At 51.2% G+C, this 14,361-nt stretch carries 14 protein-coding genes and 1 tRNA gene; 1 reads left to right on the top strand and 14 read right to left on the bottom strand.

The features are described 5' to 3' along the window. From sufU to QZV31_RS06525, 11 genes are all read right to left on the bottom strand, one after another. Positions 1 to 441, bottom strand: a complete 441-nt coding sequence (gene sufU, locus QZV31_RS06575) for a Fe-S cluster assembly sulfur transfer protein SufU (RefSeq protein ID WP_295359243.1) — start codon at positions 439 to 441, stop codon at positions 1 to 3. After that, a complete protein-coding gene (locus tag QZV31_RS06570; RefSeq protein WP_295359241.1) occupies positions 438 to 1,664 on the bottom strand; it encodes a cysteine desulfurase in 1,227 nt (408 codons plus the stop codon). Before QZV31_RS06570 ends, sufU begins: the two co-directional genes overlap by 4 nt. Beyond that, on the bottom strand, positions 1,651 to 2,499 hold the full coding sequence (locus tag QZV31_RS06565) for a SufD family Fe-S cluster assembly protein (protein WP_295359239.1): 849 nt from the start codon (positions 2,497 to 2,499) through the stop codon (positions 1,651 to 1,653). The genes QZV31_RS06570 and QZV31_RS06565 overlap by 14 nt, the downstream gene beginning before the upstream one ends. Before the next feature lie 10 nt (positions 2,500 to 2,509). Beyond that, positions 2,510 to 3,916, bottom strand: coding sequence for a Fe-S cluster assembly protein SufB (gene sufB / locus QZV31_RS06560; RefSeq protein ID WP_093730054.1), 1,407 nt, complete (start codon positions 3,914 to 3,916; stop codon positions 2,510 to 2,512). Between the two features lie 75 nt (positions 3,917 to 3,991). Next, a complete protein-coding gene (gene sufC / locus QZV31_RS06555; RefSeq protein WP_295359236.1) occupies positions 3,992 to 4,741 on the bottom strand; it encodes a Fe-S cluster assembly ATPase SufC in 750 nt (249 codons plus the stop codon). 142 nt (positions 4,742 to 4,883) lie between these two features. After that, positions 4,884 to 5,957: a tRNA 2-thiouridine(34) synthase MnmA gene (gene mnmA, locus QZV31_RS06550; protein WP_366508695.1), complete on the bottom strand. Its 1,074-nt coding sequence runs from the start codon at positions 5,955 to 5,957 to the stop codon at positions 4,884 to 4,886. A gap of 63 nt (positions 5,958 to 6,020) precedes the next feature. Next, entirely contained in the window at positions 6,021 to 7,190 is a 1,170-nt protein-coding gene (locus QZV31_RS06545) for a MalY/PatB family protein (RefSeq protein WP_295359232.1), read from the bottom strand. Between the two features lie 113 nt (positions 7,191 to 7,303). Then, positions 7,304 to 8,452 (bottom strand): PLP-dependent aspartate aminotransferase family protein, encoded by a 1,149-nt coding sequence (locus QZV31_RS06540; protein ID WP_295359230.1) that lies wholly within the window; start codon positions 8,450 to 8,452, stop codon positions 7,304 to 7,306. A gap of 400 nt (positions 8,453 to 8,852) precedes the next feature. Next, on the bottom strand, positions 8,853 to 9,431 hold the full coding sequence (locus QZV31_RS06535; protein WP_295359228.1) for an ECF transporter S component: 579 nt from the start codon (positions 9,429 to 9,431) through the stop codon (positions 8,853 to 8,855). A gap of 212 nt (positions 9,432 to 9,643) precedes the next feature. Then, positions 9,644 to 10,465: a MetQ/NlpA family ABC transporter substrate-binding protein gene (locus QZV31_RS06530; RefSeq protein ID WP_366508693.1), complete on the bottom strand. Its 822-nt coding sequence runs from the start codon at positions 10,463 to 10,465 to the stop codon at positions 9,644 to 9,646. 58 nt (positions 10,466 to 10,523) lie between these two features. Then, a tRNA-Cys gene (locus tag QZV31_RS06525) sits at positions 10,524 to 10,597 on the bottom strand. 200 nt (positions 10,598 to 10,797) lie between these two features. On the opposite strand from QZV31_RS06525, the gene larE reads away from it, so the two are divergent. After that, positions 10,798 to 11,616, top strand: a complete 819-nt coding sequence (gene larE, locus QZV31_RS06520; RefSeq protein ID WP_295359225.1) for an ATP-dependent sacrificial sulfur transferase LarE — start codon at positions 10,798 to 10,800, stop codon at positions 11,614 to 11,616. Between the two features lie 197 nt (positions 11,617 to 11,813). On the opposite strand, the gene QZV31_RS06515 is transcribed toward larE, so the two are convergent. Genes QZV31_RS06515 through QZV31_RS06505 form a run of 3 tightly spaced genes read right to left on the bottom strand, consistent with a single transcriptional unit; the run spans position 11,814 to position 14,361 of the window. Beyond that, on the bottom strand, positions 11,814 to 12,563 hold the full coding sequence (locus tag QZV31_RS06515; protein WP_295359223.1) for an amino acid ABC transporter ATP-binding protein: 750 nt from the start codon (positions 12,561 to 12,563) through the stop codon (positions 11,814 to 11,816). A gap of 38 nt (positions 12,564 to 12,601) precedes the next feature. Continuing rightward, entirely contained in the window at positions 12,602 to 13,609 is a 1,008-nt protein-coding gene (locus QZV31_RS06510) for a uroporphyrinogen decarboxylase family protein (protein WP_295359220.1), read from the bottom strand. 35 nt (positions 13,610 to 13,644) lie between these two features. Further along, entirely contained in the window at positions 13,645 to 14,361 is a 717-nt protein-coding gene (locus tag QZV31_RS06505; RefSeq protein WP_295359218.1) for an amino acid ABC transporter permease, read from the bottom strand.

Below are 14,361 nucleotides of genomic sequence, written 5' to 3'. Positions count from 1 at the left end.
CTATCCCCTCCCGGGTTTATCCAGCGCTTTTTCCAATGTTCGCCAGGAAAGCAGCGCACACTTTACCCGCGCCGGCATATGGGAAATGCTTTGCAGCGCCGCTGCGTCCTCCAGTTCTTCCAATTCGCCGACATCCGTAACCTCGCCTTTAATCATACGCTGGAACAGCGCGATCAGGCTTCCCGCTTTTTCCACAGACTGCCCTTTGATTAAATTGATCATCAGGGAAGCGGATGCCTGGGAAATGGCGCAGCCGTTCCCTGTGAAGGACGCATCTGCGATCCGGCCGTCCTGCACTTCCAGTTCCAGTGTGATCTCATCGCCGCAGCTTGGGTTGTGCCCTTTTTCACAGCAGGTGGGATGCGGCAGATGACGCCGGTTTTCCGGGTTACGGCTTTCTTCTGCAATCAGTTCCGTGTAAATCTCCGATAATCCGTTCACAGTCGCATCACCTTCCTTACCTGTTGTAATGCTTCGATCCAGCGGTCGATGTCTTCCCGGGTATTATACAGGTAAAAGCTGGCCCGGCAGGTTGCGTTCTGCCCCAGATAACGCATCAGAGGCTGAGCGCAGTGATGCCCCGCCCGAATCGCCACCCCCTGCGCGTCCAGAATCGTTGCCACGTCGTGGGGGTGCACATCCTTAACATTAAAGGTAATGATTCCCGTCTTATTGTTTCGCCGCGTATCGCAGCCGTACAGTTCAATGAACGGCAATTCCCGCAAGCGGGGCAATGCGTAATCCAGCAGTTCCTTTTCAATCTGTTCAATCCTGGCAAAGGTAAACTGTTCCAGATAGTCGATCGCAGCCGTCAGACCGGCCGCCCCGCCCACGTTCTGGGTCCCCGCTTCAAACTTGGCGGGCAGTTCCGCAAACGTAGCGTCCTGTTCTTCCACGTATTCGATCATATCCCCGCCCATAAGGAAGGGCGGCATCGTTTCCAGCAGTTCTTTTCTTCCGTACAGCACGCCGATACCCATGGGACTCAGCAGTTTGTGCCCGCTGAAAGCGAAAAAATCCGCGCCCAGTTGCTGTACGTCAACCTGCATGTGCGCGGTGCTCTGGGCACCATCCACTACACAAACCGCGCCCACGCTATGCGCCTTGTCCGCAACACGCCGCACGTCGTTCACCAGGCCCAGCACGTTGGATACTTGGGTTACAGCAACAATTTTGGTTTTCTCCGTTATTTTGGTCTCTATATCGTCTTCGGAAAGGTTTCCATCCTTTTCCAGATACATATATTTCAGTTTTGCGCCTCTTTGCCTGGCCACCCGCTGCCAGGGTACAAGGTTGCTGTGATGCTCCGCGACAGAGATCACGATTTCATCGCCGGGCTGTACAAAGTTCAGGCCATAACTGTACGCAACAAGGTTCAAAGCCTCTGTGGCATTTTTGGTGAAAATGATTTCCTCCGGCCTGGCTGCATGTATGAACCGCTGTACCCGCGCCCGGGCCTGTTCGTATATTTCCGTAGCTTTCACGCTGAGTTCGTAGGCGCCCCGGTGGGGATTGGCATTGCAGCCCCCGTAATATCCACAAAGCGCCCGCACCACATGCTCCGGTTTCTGGGTCGTTGCGCCATTGTCCAGGTACACCAGCGGCTGTCCGTTCATTTTTCGGTTCAATATCGGAAAGTCTTTCCGGAATTCAACGCTGTTCATGTTCGATCTGCTCCTCAACCACTCTGCTGATTTCCTCTCTCAGCTCCGCATCGGGAACCCGCTCCAGTACCGTGGCGAACAAAGCGCCCACCACCAGTTTCTGAGCTTCCTTCTCATCCAGCCCGCGGCTCATCAGGTAGAACAGTTTAGACTTGTCCAGCCTGCCTGCACTCACTGCGTGTTGCCCGTTCACATCCTCTTCGGCGGAAAGCATCAGCGGCACACTGCGGTTGCGAATCCCCTCGTTCAGCAATACGACCTCTTCCTTTTCCCGGCCGGTGCTGCCCTTGCTTCCTGCTTTAAAATCCAGGGTACCGCGGAATATTTTCGCCGCGCTGTCCTGCAACGCGCCCCTCACCTGCATATTGGCTTCCGTCTTCTTCCCTGCCTGTGTAATTACATAATTCAAATCTATGCTGCGCGTGCCGTCGCCGAAATACAAGGCCGCTACGTCCGCTTTGGAACCATCGCCTGCCAGATGGATCTTCACCTGTGCAAGCACACGGGACGCCCCGATCTCCGCCCCCGTGTAATAAACCTGCGCGTCCTTTTCAGCCGTTACCGTTACACTGCAGGTTCCGGCTTTATCCGGGGGAAGCAGCTGCAATTGAACCAGCTGGAGCGAGCCGCCTTCCGCCACGTGGGCTGTAATTTCCGTCCGCTGTTCCGTTCGGTTGGCGATCACCTGAGTAACATGTTGCCCTGCCGGAACTTCAATTTGCGTTTTACGGACCGGCGTTGGCAACATCTGTATTTCTTCCGGCAGATACGCTTCGTTGACCCCAAGCCAGCGCCAGGTAGGCACAGGAAGGGTACTGAATATTTCTTTTTCCATGTCTGCTACCTCATCCCATGCTGCCAACCAATTCCAGGTTGATCAGGTTGTTCATTTCCACGGCATACTCCAGCGGCAGCGCTTTGGCTACCGGTTCTACAAACCCGCGCACGATCATAGCCTGGGCTTCTTCTTCCGCAATGCCCCGACTGGTCAGGTAAAAGATCGCTTCATCGCTGATGCGTCCGATTTTCGCTTCATGCCCTATTTCCACATCATCGGTTTCAATATCCATCACCGGAAGCGTATCACTGCGGCTCTTTTCATCCAGCAGCAACGATTCGCAATTGACCAGGCATTTCGCCCCTTTGGCCCCGGGGGTCACCTTTACGGCGCTACGGTAGGTGGCTGCTCCGCCGGATTTGGAAATCGTCCGGGTGTTGATATTGGCGCTTGTATTTGGCGCCAGCATGACCACCGTCGCCCCCGTGTCCAGATCCTGTCCCCGACTGGCAAAGGTAACGCCGGTAAACTCGCAGCGGGCATTCTCCCCATGCAAAATGCTGCTCGGGTACAGGCACGACACATGGGAGCCGAAAGACCCCGACACCCATTCGATCAGGCCGTCCTTTTCCACCAGCGCCCGCTTGGTATTCAGGTTCATCATGTTGCGCGACCAGTTTTCAATGGTCGAATACCGCAACCGCGCCCCCTCTTTTACATACAGTTCCACGCAGCCGGCATGAAGATTCGTCACATTATAACGGGGAGCGCTGCAGCCTTCAATAAAGTGCAGGCTGGAATTCTTTTCGCAGATGATCAGCGTATGTTCAAACTGCCCCGCCCCCGCTGCATTCAGACGAAAATAGGACTGCAGCGGAATATCCACATGCACGCCTTCCGGCACGTACACAAAGGAACCACCGGACCAGACCGCCCCGTGCAACGCTGCGAACTTATGATCTTTTGGCGGCACAAGCTTCATAAAATACTCTTTTACAATATCTTCGTATTCGTGTACCGCCGTCTCAAAGTCCGTATAGATGACCCCCTGGTCGCTCAGTTCTTTCTGCACCCGGTGATACACCACTTCCGAATCGTACTGCGCCCCTACCCCCGACAGGGAGGTTCGTTCCGCTTCCGGAATCCCCAGACGATCGAAAGTGGCTTTGATTTCTTCCGGCACTTCCTGCCAGTTCCCCGCCATCTTCCCGCCAGGACGGACATACGTGACGATGTCGTCCATATTTAATTCGGAAATATCCGGTCCCCAGACCGGCAATGGAATCTGATAATACTTCTCCAGGGATTGCAGCCGGAAATCCAGCATCCACTCCGGATCCTTTTTCTGCCGGGAAATATCCCGGATGATGTCCTCTGTCAGTCCCCGCTCCGTTTTATACACGGAATGGTCTTCGTTGCGGATATCGTACAGGGTGCGTTCGATATCTTCCACAAACGTCTTTTGCTGTTCCATACTCTTAGCCTCGTGCCTGCCCGTTACAAGCTTAACCATTTTAAAACTTCACATGTCTATATTACAGGCAGCGCATCACACCGTTGTTTCTTTTATATGTCCAAACCCGTCCCGGTTGATCTGTTCCACCAGTTCCGGCCCGCCTTCTTCCACGATCCGTCCCTGCATCAGCACATGGACCCGGTCCACCTTCAGTTTGTCCAGAATGCGGGCGTTATGTGTAATGACCAGGCACGCATTGTCCCCGTTGTGAAATTTGCTGACACCACGGGACACGATCTGCACCGCGTCCACATCCAGGCCGGAATCCGTTTCATCCAGCAGCGCCAGTTTCGGCCGCAACATCAACAGCTGCAGTATCTCATTGCGCTTCTTCTCCCCGCCGGAAAATCCTACATTTAAATAGCGCTCGCTATAGGACGGGTCGATCTGCAACTCTTCCATCATTTCCTTCAGTTCTTTACGGAACCCAAAAATCCGTTCCCGTTTACCGGTTATCGCCTGTCTCGCCGTGCGCAGCATGTTTTCCACAGTAATCCCCGGAATTTCTTCCGGCGTCTGGAAAGACAAAAAGATACCGGCCCGGGCCCGTTCAAAGGTCTTTAACGCGGTAATATCCTTCCCTTCAAACGTCAGGCTGCCTTCCGTCACCTGATAGCCCGGATGTCCCATAATCACGTTCATCAGGGTAGACTTTCCCGAGCCGTTGGGACCTAAGATGACATGTATTTCCCCTTTTTGAATGGTAAGATCTATACCTTTTAAAATTTCCCTGTCTGCAGCCCCGGCATGCAAGTCATGTATCTCTAACAGCGTTTCTGCCATAATCAATGCTCCTTGTTTCTCTGAATTTCGTATTTTTGATTGTATCATTCATTTCATAGTATGTCAATGGGAATAATGTGATTAACTCGGTCTTAAGCGCTTCTTCACAGGTATGGAAGCACGAATTATCATTCACTGATTATCATTCCGCTTTCACAATCTTCCCGCCGCCGATGACACAGCGGTCTTCATCATAAAACACGGCCGACTGTCCCGGCGCGGCCGCCCGTACCGGTTCGTCAAAGATAATTCGGAGCATATCCTCGCCTTCCATTTTCAGCCAGGCGTCTTCTCCCTTGTGATGATACCGTATCTTCACATTGGCCCGCAGCCTGTTTCCGGCTTCTATCCCCGCAACGCTCATAAAATTCACCGCATTGCACAGGATTTCCTTACTGTACAGAGATTGTTCATCGCCTATCACGATTTCATTATGCGCAGCGTTGATGCTCTTAACATAGGCAGGATACCCCAACGCAAGCCCCAGCCTTTTGCGCTGCCCTACCGTATAATGAATGATTCCCCTGTGTCGTCCGACGATGTTTCCGTCCACATCGACAAAACAGCCTTCCGGCGGAAGTTGTGCGTCCGTTTCTTCTTCAATGTAGTCTGCATACCCGCCCCCGGTCACAAAGCATATCTCCTGGGAGTCCTTTTTATGGGCTACCGGCAAACCGGTTTTTTCTGCAATATGGCGGACTTCCTTTTTGCTTAGTTTACCCAGCGGCATGATGGTACGCGAAAGTTGCTCCTGGGTCAGCCGGTACAGCATGTAGGTCTGATCCTTTTCGGCAAAGGAAGACTGCTGTACCGTATACCGCCCGTTCGGCAGACGGACCAAAGAGGCGTAATGTCCCGTAGCGATATAATCCGCCCGCAGCCTTGCCGCAGCCAACAGCATCTGCTCCCATTTGACATCGCGGTTACAGTCTACGCAGGGATTCGGCGTCAGACCATGTACGTAATCTTCTACAAAGGGATCGATCACCTTTTCCCGGAAACAGGAAATGCAATTTACCGCATAATACGGAATATCCAGTTTCTGTGCCACAAGCATGGCATCGCTGATCTCACAGCAGCGGCTTTCCTGCCCGTCCGCACCGGACCAGGTGCGCAGTGTGATTCCGGTAACAGCAAAGCCGGCGGCTTTCAGCAGGTAAGCAGTTACCGCGCTGTCAACACCGCCGGACATCCCGACAATTACTTTTCGCATGATTATCTAATCCTCTGTTTCGTTTACCTGCAGCCTTTAAGGAGCAGCTGTTTCGGAGTTTTCCAATCAACAAGAGATGGCTTTATGTATCCGTTCCAGCGCTTCTCGAAGCACGCTGCGGGGACAGGCTGCATTGACGCGCTGGAAACCTTTGCCTGCCGCGCCGAAGATAGCGCCGCTGTCCAGCCAGAGGCCGGCCTTTTTTACTATAAGTTCTTCCAGTTCGGTATTGGTAAGTCCCAGTCCGCGGCAATCCAGCCACAGCAGGTACGTTCCCTCCGGCTCGATCAGGCTGATCTGCGGAATATGCTGCTGTAAAAATGCCCTAGTAAAGTTTATGTTCTCACGCAGATACTGTTTTACCTCCTCCAGCCAGGGAAGCCCATACTGATACGCCGCTTCACAGGCAACCAGCCCCAGCGTATTCAGCTGGCTGTAACCCGCCGCGTTGATTTCATGCCTGACCCTTCTGCGCAGTTCATAGTTGGGAATAAAAATGTTGGAAACCTGCAGTCCCGCCAGATTAAAAGTCTTGCTGGGAGCGGTACAAATTACTGCTTGCTGTGCGAATGTTTCGCCCAATGTAGCATACGGGATATGCGGCCGTTCCGTCCAGACGAAATCTTCATGAATTTCGTCTGCCACCACAATCACATTATGTTTATGGCAGATACCGGCAACCGTTTCCAGTTCTTTCCGGGTCCAGACCCTTCCTGCCGGATTGTGGGGACTGCACATCAAGAACAGTTTCACCTGATTCGCTATGATTTTCTGTTCAAAATCCGTAAAGTCAATTTCATAGTGCCTGTCCTTCAGGACCAGATCGCTGCTCACCCTGCGGCGGCCGTTATCCAGGATCACTTCGCTGAACGGATAATACACCGGCTGCTGGATCAGCACGGCATCGCCGGGGTTCGTGAACGCTTTGACCGCCATGGCCAGCGCAAACACCACGCCCGGCGTCTGCAAAAGCCAATCCTGTTGTATCTGCCAGTGATGCTGTTCCCGAAACCACTGCTCCAATACATGATAGAACCGCTTCGGATCCGGTTCGCTGTAACCGAAAATACCGTGGGCCGTCCGTTTTTGTATCGCCTCTATGACAGGCTGTGCAACGGGAAAATCCATATCCGCCACCCAGAGCGGCAAAATATCCTCCGGATACCCGCGCCGAACCGCAGCATCGAATTTCAGGCAATCGGTATTGCGGCGATCGATGATGTTATCCAAATCCATTGAAAGAGCCCTCCCTGTTTCTGCTGTTCGATAAGTCAGCCTGCCTTCATAATCAAAGCGCATATGCAGAACGGGTAACTTAACTTTTTATGCAAAACAATCTGCTGCATTATTTACGCTTCCCGCAAAGCGGCGGCAAAGGCCTGCTCCAGATCCGCAATGATGTCTTCCGGCGCCTCCAGCCCTACAGACAGGCGCAGCAACCGCTCATTGATGCCTTTTGCCAGCGCTTCCTCACGGGGTACATCGGAATGGGTCTGTAGCAGCGGATAGGTCAGCAGGGATTCCGTTCCGCCCAGACTTTCCGCAAACAGAACCAGCTTCAGTTTTGAGAGTACGCTGCGGGCAAACGCTTCTGACTCTGCTTCAAAGGAAATCATGCCGCCGAAGCCGCTTACCTGTTTTACATTTGCAGCATAACGGGGGGAATCCTCCAATCCCGGATAAAACACCTCTCTGACCTGCGGCTGCTGCTTCAGCCATTTGGCAATCCGCAATGCCGAGGCTGCATGCCGTTCCATCCGCAGCGGCAGCGTTTTCAGCCCACGCAACTGCAGCCAGCTGTCAAAAGGAGAAAGTACCGCGCCGATGGTATTCTGCAGAAATTTAATCTTTGCCGTATCTTCTTCCTCTTTTGTCACCAGAATTCCCGCCAGCAGATCGTTGTGGCCACCCAGATACTTTGTACCGCTGTGAAGGACGATATCCGCGCCAAGCAACAGCGGTTTTTGGAAATACGGGGTCAGAAATGTGTTATCCACAATCACTTTCAGATTTTTGGCATGCGCCCATTCGCTGATTGCGCGAAGATCCGTAATCTGCATGGTAGGATTGGACGGCGTTTCAATATATACGGCTTTTGTGGCAGGCCGGTACGCTTTTTCCACAGCCTCCAGGTCGCCGGTATCCACTTCCGTGTATGTCAGGCCGTTCTTCCGGGATACTGCATTGAAAAGACGGATCGAGCCGCCGTATAAATCGGCCGTAACGATAAAATGATCCCCCGGTTGGAACAGTTCCAGCAGGCAGGCCAGGGCCGCCATACCGGACGCAAACGCAAAGCCGTTCGTACCACCCTCCAATGCTGCCAGGCAGCGTTCCACGCTCTCCCGCGTCGGGTTCTGCGTTCGGATATAATCATACCCGGTGCTCTGCTGCACACCGGGATGGGCATAGGCTGTTGATGTATAAATCGGAGCGCTGACGCTCCCCGTACAGTCTGGTTTGTAACCGCTGTGAATACATAACGTTGAAAAATCCATAAGTAGCCTCCTTAAAATGCCAGTCCGGCAGATTTTCTGTAATGCACTTTATTTTCTAATTATTACATCGGTTTCTGTCTTGAACTACTAATGATTACGTGCCCGCTTCGCAAAATAGTTCACCAGCGTTTGTACTGACTGTACAATTACTACCAAAATAACGAATGTCGCGAGCATCCCAAATGTGCGACAAGACCAGTATTTAATGGCAGAGGATAAACCGGAATATCATTGTCTGACAAGACCTGCTTTATATACACTGTAGTCGTAAACTCCTGTCAGAACAGCTCCGGATGCCTGTACAGCCGATAAAATATTTCTTTAGCATCGGCAATAGCTCTTCCAATTTCCATAACTTCATATCCTAAATAACTACTGCATTTAAACGTATTTCCCGCTTTCATTGCATCCAGGCAAGCTTTCCCCTAAACACGGGTTTCAGAACCCGGTACAATAACGTCGCTACTGCTACGGAAGGAACCGCGCTTACCAGCATGGAAACCGCACAGTTCATTGCACTGACATAAGCGATATGCTGGTCGTAGCCCAGCAGGTAATATTTAAAGACATACCGGATCAACGGTTCTGTTATAACATTGATCAGCGAACCGGCAATGCCCGCAAGCAACACTGCAGTCACTTCCCGTCCTGCTGTATCACGCTGTCTGACAGCAAAAAACTGTCGCGCAAAAAACGCTGTTGCGGCACCCAATATAAATTTCGCCAAAAATGTTGGCGGCGCGGACGTTACATAGCCAGCCAGGATATCGGCCAGCGAAAGACCTACCGCGCCTGTCAGCGCGCCGAATTTTGCGCCTAATAAAATCGCAGAAAGAATGATGAAAGTATGCCCAATATAAACTTTGCCGGTAAGCCCCAGCCCCATAGGAATCTCAATACGCAGATACGCGAAGCAGATAAATGCCATGGCCGCAAACATACCTGCCAGCGTCAGCTTTGTAATTTTTTCTTTCTGCATAGTCATCCTCCATCACTTCTAGCTTGCCTTCAGCTTCAGCTAACGCCCGTTCTACATCAAGCTACTTCTGTAATCGTTTTTTCAATTCAGGCCATTCTCATTTCATCTGTTCCAAAGTTGTCCTGCAGCAACAGATTTTCAATTACATGCGACGCCATCTGAAGTCCTCAATTACAAGCCTGAATCATTGCGATTCTCTGTTGTCCCGATGATTATTCCACCGGTACAATCGTCCCCTTAAAGGTATCTGCTATATATTTGCGGACGCCCTCGGAGTGGAAGAGTTGCGCTATCTTCAAATACGTGGCGTTCTCTTTATCCTTGCCTTTTACGGCCAGGATCATAACCGCCAGCGGCTCGTCCTTCGTCTCCCAGAAGAGCCCCTGTTTCTTCACATCAAGACCGCCGCTCATCACGTAATTCATGGTAATCACGGCAACGTCCACATCCTGCAGACTGCGAGGCAGCTGCGCCGCTTCCAGTTCCTTAAACTGGAATTTCTTAGGATTATCTACAACATCTTTGGCTGTTGCTTTAAACCCGACGCCTTCTTTTAATTTGATCAGTCCGGCCTTTTCCAGCAATACCAGCCCTCTTCCGCCGTTGGTCGGATCATTGGGAATCGCAATGATCGCATTTTCCGGCAGGTTCTTCAGATCTTTATGCTTATCGCTGTAAATGCCCATGCGCATAAGGATCGTTCTTCCGATAGCCACCAGATCCGATTTGTTCTGCTTGTTGAAATTCTCCATAAACGGTTTGTGCTGATAGCTAACCAGATCAATCTCACCGTCAGCCAAAGCCTTATCCGGCGTAATGTAATCAGAAAACTCAATGACCTTGATATTCAGCCCCTGTTTTTTCCCCTCTTTAGCCACTGCCTCTACGACCTGTGCGTGGGGACCTGCCGTAGCGCCAATCTTGATTTCTTTCGCGGCTGGCTTTTCTGCTTTTTTCGTATCACCGCCGCAGCCCGCCAGCGAAAAAGACAATACCAATATACTGATGAGCAACACGAGTTTTTTCATAAACATCCCTCCACCTTTTCATCTGTGTACCTTCCATTCACAGCAAAATCACAAATCCTATAGCTGGAGGCGGCACCCGGAATTGAACCGGGGATAAAGATTTTGCAGACCTCTGCCTTACCACTTGGCTATGCCGCCGCGCACTACGAAATTTTGTGATTCTGATTTTAGCACTTATTTCATAGTATGTCAACAGGAATTATATGAATTAATTTTGAGTCCGCCATATAATAAAAAGCATATTGACAGATTCCCTATATCTGTTAGAATTTCTATAGTATTCATATTAATTCTATATGATTACTATATCTGTTTCGGTAAAGGAGAGAAACAAAATCATGGATTCAACCACACCTGCAAAAAAGCTATTAGCGCTTAAAGCGTATCTTAATAATCTAAACAGTGTTGCCATCGCTTTTTCCTCAGGCGTTGACTCAACCTTTCTGTTAAAGGTAGCCCACGATGTGCTGGGAGATCAGGTCGTTGCTGTCACGGCCCGTTCCTGTTCTTTTCCTGTCAGGGAACTGAAAGAAGCGGAAGAATTCTGCCGAAAGGAAGGCATCCGCCATATCATTGTTGACAGCGAAGAACTGGATATCGAAGGGTTTCGCCATAATCCCAGGAATCGCTGTTATCTGTGCAAGCATGAGCTGTTTACAAAGATCATCGCCATCGCTCAGGAAAATCATCTTGCCTACGTAGCCGAGGGCTCCAATATGGACGATAACGGAGATTACCGCCCCGGGTTAAAGGCAGTGGCAGAGCTTCATGTGGTCAGCCCGCTGCGGTATGTTGGGCTATACAAAGAAGAAATCCGGCAGCTGTCCAAAGAACTGGGGCTGACGACCTGGAACAAGCAGTCATTTGCTTGCCTGTCCAGCCGCTTTGTCTATGGTGAAGAGATTTCCCCTGAAAAGCTGTCCATGGTCGATAAAGCCGAACAGCTTTTACTGGATTTGGGTTTTACCCAGCTGCGTGTACGGATTCACGGGACCATAGCCCGGATCGAGGTCGGACAGGATGAAATCCTTCGGCTGGCTGCGCCTGAAATCCGCCGACAGGTTTCCGAAGCCCTGCACGGGCTTGGATTTTCCTATGTAACCCTTGATATGGACGGGTATCAGACCGGCAGCATGAACCGGACACTGCCAAAATAATCGCAGAAGAACCTGTGGGCGCCTAATCAATAAACGGACGCCTGACCAATATAATCGAAACTCCGAACGCTGTCTGTTATTCATACAGCAGCATTCGGAGTTTTTATCTTTTTGCTCTAAGATAATAAAAGCAACCAGTCGGACCGGTTCAATGCCAGACTATTCAGGTTGAAACAGTTACAAAATTACCGACTCTCTCAAATCATGTATTCCGGTGTCAGCACACGGCTCAGGAACTGGCGCGTCCGTTCTTTTTCCGGTTTGGAGAACACCTTTTCCGGATCACCTTCTTCCACAATGATGCCGTCCTCCATAAAAATGACATGGGTAGCAATTTCCCTGGCGAACTGCATCTCGTGGGTGACGATTACCATGGTCTTCCCTTCCTTTGCCAGCTGTCGGATGATCGTCAGCACTTCGCCGATCAGCTCCGGGTCCAGCGCCGAGGTGGGCTCATCGAACAGAATCACCTCCGGTTCTATGGCAATGGCGCGGGCAATGCCGACGCGCTGCTGCTGTCCGCCGGAAAGCTGCGAAGGATAATAGTCGTAATGGTCTGACAGCCCCACCTTATCAATTGCCTGTCTGGCAATCCCAATCGCTTTTGCCTTCTCCACGCCATGCCCGTAAATCAGACCTTCAGCCACATTTTCCAGCACCGTCTTATTGTTGAACAGATTGTAATTCTGAAATACGAAAGCCGTCTTTTTCCGCACGTTATGGATCTGCTTTCCGGTAACGGTATCATAGTCCAGCGATATCTCATCAAAGTCAAGATGCCCGCTGTCCGCTTTTTCCAGAAAATTGATGCAGCGCAGCAGCGTGGTCTTTCCGCTGCCGCTGGGACCTAAAATGACAACCACGTTCCCTTTGTTAACAGTGAGGTCTATTCCTTTCAGCACTTCATGCTTATTAAATTTTTTGTGAATCCCGGTAACCTTTAACATAATCTCTCCCCCATCTGTTAATCGGGCAGCCCGTTTTCTTATTTTACAGCCGCCGCTTTATCCCGTACCCAGTTGAACCGCTGTACATCGATATCCCTGGGTACCGTGCAGTCTGCGCCTAAAATTACGCCGACAGTCCCGGCTTCCTTCAGCAAACGTTCTGTTTCCTGTTCTATTTCTGCTTTGGTACCCACGTAAATCACATCTTTTTCCGTCTGCCCGAAGCCGCCGATAACAGCCCGTCCGTCAAACAGCTTTTTACCTTCTGCCAGGGACACGCCCTCCAGATGCGCGGCCCAGTTAACCGCTAGGAATGGATACTCTTTGTACCACTCCAGATGGTTCAAAAAACCTTCATACCCGCAGATGTGCAGGATATTTTCCGGATTTGCCCGGTTTGCTCCGGCCAGGACGGTAATTTCGCTGGGCGCGATATAAGCCTGATAATCAACTGCCGCCACGGTATCTTTATTTATGTTGTTGACCGAAAGATAGATCCCGTCCACACCGCCGTCGCGGATCAGCGCCTCTGCCAGCGCGGCATAGTCTTCCGCAATCACGTCCAGTACTTTTTTCAGGGTTGCCGGATCTTCACGCAGAAACACAGCCAAATCCGACTGGCCTCCCACTTTTTCCTGCACAAAGTTAAGAGTACGGGCCGGTGCGAACAAGTTATAAAACAGTTTGATTTCTTTTCCGTAAGCGCTGCTCAGCTTCTTCGCAAAGGCAACCTGACGGGTAAACCAGGCAGAATCCCTGCCAAGAGGCCGGACATCCGCCGCTTCCTGAATCGATTGAATCGGCCTGGTCACAGCCGGATTCGGATATTGGAAAAATCCGTCTGTCATGATTTTCACAAAATCCGGATGCCAGGATTCGATAAAGTTCCTGTGCCCCGCCAGATTCTGTTCTTCCAGAGCCGGATCGCTGACGGCATCCGTATTACGCTGGTCTTCCAAAAAATGGAACCAGAAGCCCACAGGCACCCGGTCAACCGGTTTATTATGTAAAGCTGCTTCTACCAATTCACGTTTATTCTGAGTCATCTTTATTCATCCTTTCAATTAAATAGTTTTACTTATCAGCCGCTGGTCTGGGAAGCGTGGCGGAACCGTCCGAGATGCTTCTCCGAAATACGGAAGGCAATCTGCACCAGCGAGCACACAATGATGTAAACCAGGAACACATCCAGATAGGCTTCTACGTAGTTATATCCGTACGATGCGGCAATTTTGCCTGTCGCAGTTATATCCTGCACCGCCATCATAAAAGCCAGCGAGGTATTTTTGAGCAGCGTGACCGTAACATTACACAGGCTCGGCATGGCCGTCACCAGCGCCTGCGGAATCAGGATACGCCGGTAAATCGTCCGGCGGTTCATGCCTACCGACAGCCCCGCCTCTATCTGCCCGTCGCCGACACTGCCGAGCGCAGACCGGAAAACCTCTGACAAAACCGCGATTTCACCGAGAGTAAAGATGATGTAGGCATACCAGATTGTATCCAGATCAAAAATGTTATACGCAATACCCGCTCGTTTAAACAGATAGTTCAGCAGACTGGGCAGAAGGCTGTACACCAGCAGGATCTGTAAAACCATGGGGATGCCACGCATCACCGAAACGTAAACGGAAGCGAATTTTGCCACGTACGGCACGGTGTAAATCCTTGCCAGCGCCAGCAGGAACGCAAAGGGCGTTGCCAGCACCAGCGTCACCGCGGTAAGCTTGAGGGTGACCGGTATGGCCTGCAGCAAAATCCCAAAGGTCCGGACCATAAACGCATAATCTAATTCCAT

Origin of the sequence: uncultured Succiniclasticum sp., from assembly GCF_902793885.1 — a bacterium.
GTDB lineage: Bacteria > Bacillota > Negativicutes > Acidaminococcales > Acidaminococcaceae > Succiniclasticum.
The sequence above is the reverse complement of the archived record's forward strand: the minus strand, read 5'-3'. Positions and strand labels throughout refer to the sequence as shown.

Coding starts and splice junctions, on each gene's coding strand:
- QZV31_RS06535 (WP_295359228.1), bottom strand. CDS start 9,431: ATGCAGAAAGAAAAAATTACAAAGCTGACGCTGGCAGGTATGTTTGCG.
- QZV31_RS06545 (WP_295359232.1), bottom strand. CDS start 7,190: ATGGATTTGGATAACATCATCGATCGCCGCAATACCGATTGCCTGAAA.
- QZV31_RS06530 (WP_366508693.1), bottom strand. CDS start 10,465: ATGTTTATGAAAAAACTCGTGTTGCTCATCAGTATATTGGTATTGTCT.
- QZV31_RS06540 (WP_295359230.1), bottom strand. CDS start 8,452: ATGGATTTTTCAACGTTATGTATTCACAGCGGTTACAAACCAGACTGT.
- larE (WP_295359225.1), top strand. CDS start 10,798: ATGGATTCAACCACACCTGCAAAAAAGCTATTAGCGCTTAAAGCGTAT.
- QZV31_RS06505 (WP_295359218.1), bottom strand. CDS start 14,361: ATGGAATTAGATTATGCGTTTATGGTCCGGACCTTTGGGATTTTGCTG.
- sufC (WP_295359236.1), bottom strand. CDS start 4,741: ATGGCAGAAACGCTGTTAGAGATACATGACTTGCATGCCGGGGCTGCA.
- QZV31_RS06570 (WP_295359241.1), bottom strand. CDS start 1,664: ATGAACAGCGTTGAATTCCGGAAAGACTTTCCGATATTGAACCGAAAA.
- QZV31_RS06515 (WP_295359223.1), bottom strand. CDS start 12,563: ATGTTAAAGGTTACCGGGATTCACAAAAAATTTAATAAGCATGAAGTG.
- QZV31_RS06565 (WP_295359239.1), bottom strand. CDS start 2,499: ATGGAAAAAGAAATATTCAGTACCCTTCCTGTGCCTACCTGGCGCTGG.
- QZV31_RS06510 (WP_295359220.1), bottom strand. CDS start 13,609: ATGACTCAGAATAAACGTGAATTGGTAGAAGCAGCTTTACATAATAAA.
- sufB (WP_093730054.1), bottom strand. CDS start 3,916: ATGGAACAGCAAAAGACGTTTGTGGAAGATATCGAACGCACCCTGTAC.